The sequence below is a fragment of the Brenneria roseae subsp. americana genome, assembly GCF_003115815.1.
In the GTDB taxonomy this organism is placed as follows: domain Bacteria; phylum Pseudomonadota; class Gammaproteobacteria; order Enterobacterales; family Enterobacteriaceae; genus Brenneria; species Brenneria roseae.
This window is the reverse complement of record NZ_QDKJ01000004.1, coordinates 129395-141882: the sequence shown is the minus strand read 5'-3', so window position 1 is coordinate 141882 and position 12488 is coordinate 129395. Positions and strand designations below refer to the sequence as shown.

Below are 12488 nucleotides of genomic sequence, written 5' to 3'. Positions count from 1 at the left end.
CGAACGCGGGGTAAAGAACAAGACAAACGAACAGGGCCGCGGCTGCGGCCCTGAGCATGAAAATACGCATCTGCTCTTGCCATTAAGTGTAGCGAGCAAGAAAGCGCCATTACTCTTTATGATTATATAGTTTTATGGCCTTTCATAGAATAAAAGCCTGGTAATTTTAATTAAGAAATAAATAATTTCCGAACTATCTAATATTTGCATGCTATGGGTAAAGTTATTTTATTTACGGCGTAGTGAATTGTTCTGTATAAAGTAAAAAAATAGGATGAAATCGTTGTGATAAATTAAATTTAACCATGATTTCTGATTTTGATTTTAATTAGATAATTAACTATTTCATTTCTAATGAAATAAGAAGGCATAAAATATATCGTTTTTCCTTTAATTGAAACTGAATGATTATTTGTGCTTTTTACCGGTTTTTCCAATTGGTTCTGTTGAAGTTTTATTTTTAACTTATTGTTTTTAGTTGATTTAATTGGTTAGCTGTTCTCTTTACATGCTCTTCTATATAAGCGTTGACCGCTGATTTGTGTTGTGTGTATGATCCAATCCCGGAAAATAAATGTATTGAAAAACTTTGGCGGGCGATTTTTTCGCCGTTAAAGTCATACGTTGATATTTCGAATAGGATTTTTTTCTTTCTTTGTTAATGCGGTTTTTATTTATTTCATCTCGCGGGTCGAAAAGCAAATAGCCTATTTGCTTGTCGGATAGCCGGCCATTTTATGGATTATGGTCGGTGTTTGGCAGGAGTCGACTTTTACTTCCCCGGGCCCGAGTGCCCTTACGTTGGTATAGACATATGGCAAAAGGAACTGACGGTGCATCTGTCGCACCAAAGGAACGTATTAATATCAAATATGTCCCGGCTACTGGTGGTCAGCAGGCAGAAATAGAATTGCCGTTGACGTTGATGGTTGTGGGAAATATGAAAGGGCGCACAGAGGAAACCCCGATCGAGGAACGCCAGACGGTATCGATCGATAAGAACAATTTTACCTCGGTGATGAAAGAGGCAAATCTGGAATTGAATTTCAGTGTCCCTAACCGTCTTGAAGAGGACTCTCAGGACGATCTGCCGGTGAAACTGAGTATTTCCTCTCTGAATGATTTCTCCCCCGATCGCATTGCCCAGCAAGTACCCGAATTGCGTAAATTGCTGGAGCTACGCGAAGCGCTGGTCGCCCTGAAAGGGCCCCTCGGCAATATCCCCTCCTTCCGTAATCGTTTGCAGGACCTGTTGTCCAGCGAAGAAGCCAGAGAGCAACTGCTTAAAGAGTTGGATCTGGTAAAACCCGCCGAATAAATGATGTTTATTGACGAGATAGGGAAACGAATATGTCAATAGTTGAAGAACAGGCCCAGGCAGGGGCGACCAGCGCCTCTGGTTCGCTGCTTGATGAAATTATGGCTCAGGCGCGTATTACGCCGGTTGATGAAGGATATAGCGTTGCCAAGCAGGGTATTGCCGCGCTGGTTGCCAACATCCTTGATAGTGGCAACGCGGCAGAACCGGTGAATAAAGCGCTGGTCGACAGCATGATCGTCGAACTGGACAAGAAACTCAGCAAGCAGGTCGACATGATTCTGCATGCGAAAGAGCTCCAGGATCTGGAGTCTTCCTGGCGTTCGTTAAAACTGCTGGTTGACCGCACCGATTTTCGTGAAAACATCAAACTGCTGGTGTTGCACGCGACCAAGGAAGAACTGTTGGAAGATTTCGAGTTTGCACCGGAAATTACGCAGTCCGGTTTCTATAAACACGTTTACTCCAGCGGCTACGGGCAATTTGGCGGCCAGCCAATCGGCGGCGTCATCGGTGATTATGCAATGACGCAAAGTTCACCGGATATCAAACTGATGCAGTATGTCAGCGCGGTTGGCGCCATGGCTCACGCGCCGTTTATTTCTTCCGTTGCGCCGACCTTTTTCGGCGTCGATAGCTTCACCGATCTGCCCTCCATCAAGGATCTGAAATCAGTTTTTGAAGGCCCGGCCTATACCAAATGGCGTTCGCTGCGTGAGTCTGGCGATGCCCGTTATCTGGGGCTGACTGCGCCGCGGTTTCTGGCGCGCCTGCCTTATGACCCGGTTGAAAATCCGATTAAAGGCTTTAATTACAAAGAAGATATCAGTTCCAATCATGAGCACTATCTGTGGGGCAACACTGCCTATCTGATGGGGTCGGCGTTGACGGACAGCTTCGCCAAATACCGCTGGTGTCCGAACATCATCGGCCCGCAAAGCGGCGGCGCGATCACGGATTTGCCGGTGCATGTTTATGAAGCCATGGGGCAACTTCAGGCCAAGATCCCGACGGAAGTGCTGATTACCGATCGTCGTGAATATGAAATGGCCGAAGAAGGCTTTATCACGTTGACGATGCGTAAAGACAGTGACAATGCCGCATTCTTCTCTGCCAACTCAGTGCAGAAGCCCAAAGTGTTTCCGAACACCAAAGAGGGAAAAGAGGCGGAAACCAACTACAAGCTGGGAACTCAGCTGCCGTACATGTTCATCATCAACCGTCTGGCTCACTACATCAAGGTGTTGCAACGTGAGCAGATTGGCGCGTGGAAAGAGCGTCAGGATCTTGAGCGTGAGTTGAATACCTGGATCAAACAGTACATTGCCGATCAGGAAAATCCGCCGGCAGATGTGCGTAGCCGTCGTCCCCTGCGTGCTGCACAAATTAAAGTGCTGGATGTGGAAGGCGAGCCCGGTTGGTATCAGGTCACCATGTCAGTGCGCCCGCACTTCAAGTACATGGGGGCAAACTTTGAACTGTCGCTGGTAGGGCGTTTGGATAAGGAATAAGACTCATGCCGTCTCTTTCTGCCTGGGAAAGGGGAAATGCGGCAAGTCTGTTCGATCGTATCCGGGGGGAGGAGAAGCGCTCTTCCCCTGAAAAGGATGTTGAAGCACTGATCGAGTCCGTGAAGCGTCAACTGGACAATGTGCTCAACACCCGGCCTGGAAATTGTCGCAGCGCACCTGAGCTTGGCGTGATTGATTTTAATGACGCGACGCAAGGCGGTGCGGATATCCGGGGGAAAATCCGGGAGGCGATCCGGCAGTGTATCTGTCGCTTTGAACCTCGAATTGTTCATGTGGAAGTTACTGCGTCGGACTATTTGTCTAATCCGATGGAGATGTCGTTTCAGGTCACCGCCCATGTCAGGTTGGAAGAACTGGAACAGGTCACCTCATTTAATATTCACATGGATAGCCACCGCCACTACAGAATGATCTGATTATGTCACTGGAACATTTTTTCAGGGATGAGTTGACCTATCTGCGCCTGCAAGGGCGTGAATTCGCCAAGGCGCACCCTGAGCTTACCCGATTTTTGTCAGAACAGACCACGGATCCGGATGTCGAGCGGCTGCTGGAAGGGTTCGCCTTTCTGACGGGAAGCCTGCGGGCGAAGATCGAGGATGAGTTTCCGGAACTGACACACGGCCTACTGGGCATGCTGTGGCCGAATTATCTGCGTCCGGTACCGAGCATGACCATTATGCAGTTTTCGGTACTCCCCGGCGCGATTGCTCAGCCCGCGTTTGTCGAACGTGGTTGCGAGCTCGATAGCCTGCCGGTTGACGATGTGGTGTGCCATTTTCAGACCTGTCACGATGCCTGGATCTACCCGGCGGATATTCGTCAGATTAACGTACAAAGCGGCAACGATCTTTCGACGATTACGTTGGATATCGGACTGCATGGTCCGCTGTCATTGGGTTCCCTACAGCTTGATAAACTGCGCTTTTATCTTGGCGGCGATACTTACACGGCCTACGAACTTTATTTCTGGATCGCCAGTCAGCTGTCACACATCGAGCTGGAAATTGAGGGTAAACGCTTCCGTCAGGAAGCCAGCGTGCTGAAAACGGTCGGTTTTGAGCGGGAAGATGCGCTCTTGCCGTATCCCGGCAACGTTTACTCCGGTTATCGTATTTTGCAGGAATATTTTTGTTTTCCGGAAAGTTTCCTGTTTTTCCAACTCGCTGGCGCAATATGGCCGGATCTGCCGCTGACGGTAACCGCGTTCCGTCTCCATTTCTGTTTTGATCGCCCGCTGCCTGCGGATCTGAAGATCCGGCCGGATTCCTTCATGCTCAACTGCGTACCGGCGATTAATCTGTTTCAGCATGATAGCGAACCGATCAATCTCAGCGGACGCCAGACGGATTATCCGCTGAAAGCCAGCTATCGCAATGCCGATAGTTTCGAAATTTTTTCTGTGGATAAGGTCGAGGGGTGGGTCGAAGGACATGCCGGCCGCTCGCGCGGCATTCCGCGCGTTTATCAGCCGTTTGAAAGTTTTCAGCATCAGATCGAGCGGGCGAAAGGCAGGCTGGCGCTCTACTACCGTATTCGGGTACGGGAAGCCGTCAACGGCAACGGCTTTGAGCACCTGCTTTCGTTTGTGCGTGGCGACGAGCGGGAAGCGATCGATCTGGATGAGTCCATCTCGGTGAGCCTGACCTGCACCAACCGCTCCCGTGCCGCGCAACTTCCTGTGGGATCGATCTGTGTGCCAACGGGCAGTTCGCCGTCTTTCGCCACGTTCCGTAATCTGATGCGTCCGACCCGGCCGCTGCGTCCGGCAATGGACGGCAGCCTGCACTGGACGCTGATTTCCAATCTGTCATTGAACTACGTGTCGTTACTGCGTCGTGACGCACTGGTACAGATTCTGCGTACCTACGATTTCCCCGCGCTGCACGATAAGCAGGCTGAACAGGCGTCGCGCAAGCGGCTGGCGGGGATTGAATCTATCGAAACAACACCGATTGACCGGCTGGTGCAGGGCATGCCGGTTCGCGGTCTGAAATCAGTCCTGTCGGTGCGGCAGTCTGCGTTCTCCAGTGAAGGGGAGCTGTATTTGTTTAGCACTGTGCTGGCGCATTTTTTCTCGCTGTATGCCAGCGTCAACGCCTTCCACCTGCTGGAGGTGGTCAACATCGATAACAAGGAGCGCTACCGATGGCCGGTACAGATAGGTCAGCACTCACTGATGTGACGTTCCGCCAGGATGTATCACGCTTTAACTTTTTCCAACTGGTGGAACTGCTTAACCAGCTGGAAGGCGTGGATCTGGAACAGGAGCTGGATTTTCGCCCTGAACAGGAGCGGCTGCGTTTCCGGTCCACCGCCTCAATTGGCTTTCACCCCAGCGATATCTTGCAGGTAGGGTGCGACGAAGAGGGAAGACAGGAGCTGGAGGTCGCTTTTCTGGGGCTGCACGGCAGCCAGTCGCCAATGCCCGGCTATTACCTTGAGGAACTGGCCTGGGAATATGCGCAAGGCGAACAGAAGCTGGGCGTATTTCTTGATTTCTTCCATCACCGCTTACTGACGCTACTCCACCGCGCGTGGCGTAAGTATCGCTATCACGTCCGTTTTCAGAATGACGGCGAGGATGGTTTCTCCCGGCTGATGTTCGCGCTCGTGGGGTTGGGCAATGACGCCGTGCGCGACAGCCTGCCGGTTAACCGCGCCAAGATGCTTTCCTACGCGGGATTGCTCGCCAGCCCCAGCCGTTCCCCGGAAGTGGTGGCGGGGTTGGTGATCCACTGTTTTGACCTGGATGACGTTGAGGTTATGGCCTGGCAGCACCGTCGGGTGCCGATTCACGAAGGACAGCAGAACCGGCTGGGCAAAGCCAACATGATGTTGGGCGGCGATTTTGTCATCGGCGACAAGGTGAATGATTGCGCCGGTAAATTTCTGCTGAGGATCGGCAATCTCAGCTTTAGTCGTTTTCTCAGCTTTTTGCCCAACGGCGAGCACTTCCAGCCGCTGGTGCGTTTTGTCTCTTTCATTCTGCGCGATCAGCTTGCCTGGGATCTGCGTCTTGGTTTCGCCGAAGGCGAAGCCAAAGGGCTGAGCCTGGGAAATGAACAAAGCTGCCGGCTGGGATGGAGCAGTTTTCTCGGGCAGCCGCCCGCCGACCCCTATGTGACCATTTGTGTGCAGGAGTAAATGTGAACGTAATCCATACACTCACGTTAGTTGTTCTCAATCGCGAACAGCTGGATATCAACTCTCAGGTGCAGCATCAGTTTGATCACCGCGGCGGTACGCTGGGGGCATCGGAAAAGGACCAGTGGCAACTGCGGGATCGCCTTGGCGCCGTGCTGCCGGAACATGCGCGAATCGAAATGGTCGATGGTCATTTCAGCCTGTGCGATCTGAGCGGACAGTCTTTTATCAACGGCTCGCTGTCCCCGATCGGGCGGGATCGCAAGGTCATTCTTTCGCACGGTGATGAACTGGTGATCGGGCCTTTCCGGCTGGGGGTCTATCTCGGCGATCCTACGACGGAACAGGATATCGATCAGGTATTAGGCCAGCGCACGGATGATGTGCTGGGAGGATGGTTACGTGAAGAGAAAACCGGACAGCCCGCTGATAACGAAACCACTACCGACGTGTTCAACGATCCGCTGCTGGCGCTACAGCGGGAACAGAGCCAGACACTGCTGACATCGGACGGCGAGCGCGCAGGCGAATCGCTGTCGACCTCTCTTTCTTCTTTTTCTGCTGTTGAGGACACCATGGATCAGAAATTTGTGGAATTACCGACCATTAATAACACGCATGCGGTAGACGGGTTGGAAGGATACATCGACGGCAGCGCGTTGGCGCCTTTGCTGCGTGGGTTAGGGCTTTCTCTTCAGGTTGACGATGAGACGCGTTTGCGCGACACGCTGGAAGAGATGGGGAAAAGCCTGCGGGCGATGATCGAAGGCCTGCTGGCGTTGCAGGCCGGACAGGCCGCGCTGGCGGATACGCACCTGCGTCCGATTGAGGATAACCCGCTCCGTCTGGGGCTGGACTATGCGGACACGCTGCCGTTGCTGTTTGCTGACGGGAAAAGCCCGGTTCACCTCTCCGCGCCCTCCGCCATTGCTGAGGTATTGAATAATGTGCGGGTGCATCATCTGGCCAATCAGCAGGCGATCGCCATTGCGCTGGAAAGCATTCTTCAGGCGTTTTCCCCGGCCGCGCTGCTTAACCGGTTTGAGCATTACCGCCGCAGCGGCGAGCAGCAGATCGCCGACGATGGCTGGGCATGGCAAATGTATCAGCACTACTACCGCGAACTGACTTCGCCGCGTCAACAGGGGTTCCAGAAACTGTTCCATCAGGTTTATGCCCAGGCGTATGACCGGGCCGTGCGCCAGCAGCAGGAGCAAAAATAATGCTCCGGGCACTGTGTTTATGCTCTCTGATCGTGCTGCTGTCGGGCTGTACCACGCTGGGCAAGATGGCGCAGGTCGCCGCCAATCCGGATATTCAGGTCGGCAGTAACGATCATCAGCCTTCCACGGTGGGATTCAGCCTGCTGGCGGAGCCGGACGTCAATCCGAATGAGAGCGGCGAGGCGGCTCCCATCGAATTCCAGCTGGTTCTGCTGGCGGAAGATTCCCGTATGTTGGCTACCGACTATGACCAGATCACGACGGATATAGAGAAAGCGCTGGCCAAGAACTACGTCGATCATCAGGACTACACGCTGTTGCCGGGGCAGTTCAAATATCTGCCGCCGTCAGCGCTGGATGAAAAGGTTCACTACATCGGGGTGGTTGCCCGTTACGCCGACCCGGAAAGCGCGGAGTGGCGTAAGGTTATCAAGCTGAAAAACACCGGGCGGACGTATCAGATCCTCGTGCACCTGCGCCGGGATGAAGTCGAAATTAAAAAAGACCAAGAAGAAGAATAATTATGTCGAGTCGGAATCGGGTTATCTGGCGGGAAGGTCTGTTTATCAAACCGCAGCATTTCCAACAGCAGCAGAGACACACGGACTTTGCGCTGCACGCGCGCCTCAGTGCGCTCAGTGACTATTTTTATGGTTTGCAATCGCTGACCATCAATGAGGAGTACCTGAACTTCGGGCGTATCGCGCTGGTGAACGCCAGCGGCGTCATGCCGGATGGCACGGTTTTCAATATCCCCGGCGACGACGCGCTCCCGATGCCGCTGGAGATCACCGATGTCGCACTGGCGAATCAAAAGGTGTACCTGGCGCTGCCGCTGGCGGTGAACGGCGTGAGCGAAATCGGTCAACCGGGGCAAGGCATCGCCAGTCGTCTGCAATCGCATCGGCATGATGTGCGCGATCTGCACAGTGACAACGGCGATATCGTTTCTCTGGAGGTGGGGAAAGTCAGCCTGCGCCTGATGCTCGATCGTGACGATCGCAGCGCCTACGCCTCGCTGGCGATTGCCAATATTTTGGATAAACGGCCTGACGGCGGGCTCGTGCTGGATCCCAACTTTATGCCGTGCAGCATCAGCGTCACCGCCATTCCAGCCCTGAAACGCTTTTTGGGCGAGTCAGCCGGGTTGGTCGCTGAACGCGCGCGCAGTCTGGCGCAGCGTATTGCCGCGCCGGGCCAGCAAGGCGTGGCGGATGTGGCGGAATTCATGATGCTGCAACTGCTCAACCGCGCCCAGCCCAGACTGTCGCATCTGGCGCGTCTTGGCACGCTGCATCCAGAGCGGTTGCATGAAACGCTGGTGGAACTGTGTGGCGAACTGATGACGTTTACCGATGAGTCGCGTCTGCCGCCGGAATTCCCCGCCTATCGCCACGAACATCAGCAGGCCAGCTTCGAGCCGCTGATGATTGCGCTTCGCCAGGCGTTGAGCACGGTGCTGTCGCCGCGCGCCGTCTCTATCCAGCTGAAGAAACAGCCGTATGGCGTGACGGTGGCAATGGTTGGCGATGCGGAACTGATGACCAGCGCCGAGTTTGTTCTGGCGGTACGGGCGCGTATGCCGCAGGAGCACCTGCGTAAACAACTGCTGCAACAAACCAAGATTGCCTCCAGCGAGAAGATCCGCGAACTGATCAGCCTGCAATTGCCCGGCGTACCGCTGCTGCCGCTGCCTGTCGCACCGCGTCAGCTGCCTTACCACGCGGGCTATAGCTACTTCCAGTTGGACAGACAAAGCCCCTCCTGGCAGGTGCTGGTTTCCGGCAACACGTTGGCGTTCCATATCGCTGGCGAATTCCCGGAACTGGATATGCAGCTCTGGGCCATCCGCAGCCAGTCGTAATGAGAGGAAGAGATGAGCATCGACGTCATTAAAAACGAGCAACTGGGCGACCTGCTTTATGACCACGCCCGTCAACTGGATATGGATTCCGATTACTGGTTCCGCCTGCGCGGACAGAGCATTAATCCGATGATTGATGCGGTCACGCCGCTGTTGGGAATGGTGGAACGGGTACGCCAGCTGTCTGCGTATGACGGTGTCGCGGATCTTTATCAGCGCGTGGTGTCTGAAATTCAGGCCATCGAGCAGGAACTGCATTCTCACGGCTATGAAAACGGCGTGATCCTGTCGTTCCGCTACATCCTGTGCACGTTCATTGATGAAGCCGTTATGGGCCGGGAGTGGGGCGGACAAAGCATGTGGTCCGCCCATTCGCTGCTTACCCGCTTTCACAATGAAACCTGGGGTGGGGAAAAAGTCTTTGTTCTGCTGGAGAAGCTGCTGGACGAGCCGGTGCGCTACCGTGACATTCTGGAGTTCATCTATCTCTGTCTCTGCCTGGGTTTTGAAGGACGCTATCGGGTTATGACGCAAGGTCGTGAAGAGCTTGACCGCGTGGTGCGTAAGCTTCACGACACGTTACGTCCTGAACCCGCCAATTCGCCGACGGTATTCCACCTCAATCTGGGACAGCAGGCGTCGCGCTATCAACTGCGCAGACAGCTGTCGCTGAGAACCCTGTTTATCGGCATGTGCGTGGTACTGGCCGCGGTATTCGGCCTGTACCGCTACCAGCTAACTCATCAAACCCAGGACGTGCTGCGTCAGCTGGGAGAATTATTACAATAACAGGAGCTATTCTGTGATTCGAATTGAACTGCCGACGCTGGTTGAACGCCTCAACCCCGTGTGCCGCCATATGCTGGAAGAAGCGGCGGCACTCTGTATCCAGCATCAGGGCGCGGAAATCCGCATTGAACACCTGTTGATGAAAATGCTGGAAACGCCGCTCTGCGATGTGCGCCAGATCTTCAAACGCGCCGGTGTCGATGCCGACGAACTGTCCTCGCTCCTCCAGCCTTCTTCTGTCGATAAAGGGTTCGATGCCGGCTACCCTTCATTTTCCCCGCTGTTGCTGGAATGGCTACAGGATAGTTGGCTGCTGGCTTCCGCCGAATTTCAGCACGCGCACTTACGCAGCGGCGTGCTGTTGCTGGTACTGCTGATGACGCCGAATCGTTATTTGTCGGGCTCGGCATCCCGCCCGCTGGCGCAAATTAACCGTGAACTGCTGCGTCAGCAGTTTGATGAATGGGTGAAAGATTCGGTTGAAACCGAGGTGGCGCCGACATCGGCGACGATGCCGGAACAGGCCGCCGCCGCGGCCACACAGCTGTCCCGCTATACCCAGAACGTGACCGAAGCCGCCCGTCAGGGGCAGTTGGACCCGGTGCTGTGCCGCGATCGTGAAATCGATTTGATGATCGATATTCTCTCCCGTCGTCGTAAAAACAACCCGATAGTGGTCGGCGAGGCCGGCGTCGGTAAAAGTGCGCTGATCGAAGGGCTGGCGTTGCGTATCGTCGCGGGGCTGGTGCCGGAAAGACTGCGTGACGTGGAGTTGCTGACGCTGGATTTGGGCGCGATGCAGGCTGGCGCATCGGTTAAAGGCGAGTTTGAAAAACGTTTTAAAGGCGTGATGCAGGAAGTGAAAACCGCGCCGCGCCCCGTCATTCTGTTTATCGATGAAGCGCATACCTTGATCGGGGCAGGGAATCAGGCGGGCGGGCTGGACGTCTCCAACTTGCTCAAGCCCGCTCTGGCACGCGGTGAACTGCGCACGATTGCCGCCACTACCTGGAGCGAATACAAAAAATACGTCGAGAAAGACGCGGCGCTCTCCCGTCGCTTCCAACTGGTGAAAGTAGGAGAGCCGAACGCGGAAGAAGCGACCGTAATCCTGCGCGGACTGCGCGGTATTTATGAAAAAGCGCACGGCGTCCTGATCGATGAAGACGCGCTTCAGGCGGCCGCTAATCTGTCCGCCCGCTATATTTCCGGTCGTCAACTGCCCGATAAGGCTATTGATGTGCTGGATACCGCCAGCGCCCGTGTAGCGATCAACCTGACAACGCCGCCGCGTGCCGTCAGCCAGTTGCAGACGCGCTTGCGCCAACAGGAAATGGAAATTACCCAGCTTGAGCGTCAGGGGCGCATTGGTTTGGGCGAGACGGCGGACAGACTGGCCGCGTTGCGCGATGACCGTGAGGCGGGCGCGGCCGAATTGGCGCAGTTGGAGGCGGACTGGCAACAGCAGAAAATACAGGTACAGCGCGTTATTGAACTGCGCACCGCTCTGCTGGATGACGCACAGCCCGACGATTTTGATATTGATGCCGCGGCCGCGGAGTTGGCCGCCTGTGAGCGCGAGCTGGAGGCGTTGCAGACCTCTTCGGTGCTGGTTTCTCCCCACGTGGATAAAACCCAGATTGCGGCGGTGATTGCCGAGTGGACGGGCGTACCGCTTAACCGCATTTCGCAAGGAGAAATGGATGTCGTCACGAATTTGCCGTCCTACCTTGGCGAAGCGATCAAAGGCCAGACGCTGGCGATTGCCCATCTGCATAAACACCTGCTGACAGCGCGCGCGGATCTGCGTCGTCCCGGTCGTCCGCTGGGGGCTTTCCTGCTGGTGGGGCCGAGCGGCGTCGGTAAAACGGAAACCGTCGTCCAGATTGCCGACCTGATGTTTGGCGGACGTAACTATCTGACCACCATCAATATGTCGGAATATCAGGAGAAACATACGGTATCACGTCTGATTGGTTCGCCGCCGGGCTACGTTGGGTTTGGCGAAGGGGGCGTGTTGACCGAGGCGATTCGCCAGAAACCCTATTCGGTGGTGTTGCTGGATGAAGTAGAGAAAGCCCATCCGGATGTGCTCAACCTGTTTTATCAGGCGTTCGATAAAGGCGAACTGGCCGATGGCGAAGGCCGGGTGATCGACTGCCGCAACGTGGTGTTTTTCCTTACCTCCAACCTGGGATTCCAGACGATTGTTAACTATGCCGGGCAGCAGGATGCGTTACTGGATGCGCTCTATCCCGAACTGGCGGCGTTCTTCAAGCCGGCGTTGCTGGCCCGTATGGAGGTGATCCCTTATCTGGCGCTGGATCACGCCACGATGGTCGAGATCGTCCAGGGCAAGCTGGCGCGCCTGATTTCTCTGCTGCAACAGCGCTTTGGCGCCGAGGTCATTATCGAGGATACGGTGCCGGAAGAAATTCTACGGTTGGCCAACCGTAGTGAAAACGGGGCGCGAATGCTGGAATCGGTGATTGATGGCGCGCTGCTGCCGCCGGTATCGCTGCAACTGTTGCAGCGTATGTCATCGGGGCAGCCGGTCAGCCGTATTCATTTCCGCGTCGAAGAAGGCCAGTTCCAGACAGAGGTGGAGGGCTGAG

10 protein-coding genes are annotated in these 12488 nt (G+C 54.9%); all 10 read left to right on the top strand.

Going from position 1 to position 12488, the window contains the following annotated elements:
- Window positions 1-814: 814 nt before the first annotated feature.
- From tssB to tssH, 10 genes are read left to right on the top strand one after another with little or no spacing between them, the layout of a single operon-like run.
- Window positions 815-1318 carry a type VI secretion system contractile sheath small subunit gene (gene tssB / locus B4923_RS06515; RefSeq protein ID WP_109053548.1) on the top strand — a complete coding sequence of 168 codons (504 nt, stop codon included), beginning with the start codon at window positions 815-817 and terminating at the stop codon, window positions 1316-1318.
- Between the two features lie 32 nt (window positions 1319-1350).
- Window positions 1351-2829 (top strand): type VI secretion system contractile sheath large subunit, encoded by a 1479-nt coding sequence (gene tssC / locus B4923_RS06510; RefSeq protein WP_109053547.1) that lies wholly within the window; start codon window positions 1351-1353, stop codon window positions 2827-2829.
- Window positions 2830-2834: 5 nt separating this feature from the next.
- Window positions 2835-3266: a type VI secretion system baseplate subunit TssE gene (gene tssE, locus B4923_RS06505; protein WP_109053546.1), complete on the top strand. Its 432-nt coding sequence runs from the start codon at window positions 2835-2837 to the stop codon at window positions 3264-3266.
- Between the two features lie 2 nt (window positions 3267-3268).
- A complete protein-coding gene (gene tssF, locus B4923_RS06500) occupies window positions 3269-5035 on the top strand; it encodes a type VI secretion system baseplate subunit TssF (RefSeq protein WP_109053545.1) in 1767 nt (588 codons plus the stop codon).
- A complete protein-coding gene (gene tssG / locus B4923_RS06495; protein WP_109053544.1) occupies window positions 4999-5997 on the top strand; it encodes a type VI secretion system baseplate subunit TssG in 999 nt (332 codons plus the stop codon). Before tssF ends, tssG begins: the two co-directional genes overlap by 37 nt.
- Before the next feature lie 2 nt (window positions 5998-5999).
- A complete protein-coding gene (gene tagH, locus B4923_RS06490) occupies window positions 6000-7220 on the top strand; it encodes a type VI secretion system-associated FHA domain protein TagH (protein ID WP_109053543.1) in 1221 nt (406 codons plus the stop codon).
- Window positions 7220-7741, top strand: a complete 522-nt coding sequence (tssJ, locus tag B4923_RS06485; RefSeq protein ID WP_109053542.1) for a type VI secretion system lipoprotein TssJ — start codon at window positions 7220-7222, stop codon at window positions 7739-7741. Before tagH ends, tssJ begins: the two co-directional genes overlap by 1 nt.
- 2 nt (window positions 7742-7743) lie before the next feature.
- Window positions 7744-9084 (top strand): type VI secretion system baseplate subunit TssK, encoded by a 1341-nt coding sequence (gene tssK, locus B4923_RS06480; protein WP_109053541.1) that lies wholly within the window; start codon window positions 7744-7746, stop codon window positions 9082-9084.
- 12 nt (window positions 9085-9096) lie between these two features.
- Window positions 9097-9873 (top strand): type IVB secretion system protein IcmH/DotU, encoded by a 777-nt coding sequence (gene icmH, locus B4923_RS06475; RefSeq protein ID WP_109053540.1) that lies wholly within the window; start codon window positions 9097-9099, stop codon window positions 9871-9873.
- Between the two features lie 13 nt (window positions 9874-9886).
- The gene (gene tssH / locus B4923_RS06470; protein WP_109053539.1) at window positions 9887-12487 is read left to right on the top strand and encodes a type VI secretion system ATPase TssH; all 2601 of its coding nucleotides are present in this window, start codon (window positions 9887-9889) and stop codon (window positions 12485-12487) included.
- Window position 12488: the final 1 nt, after the last annotated feature.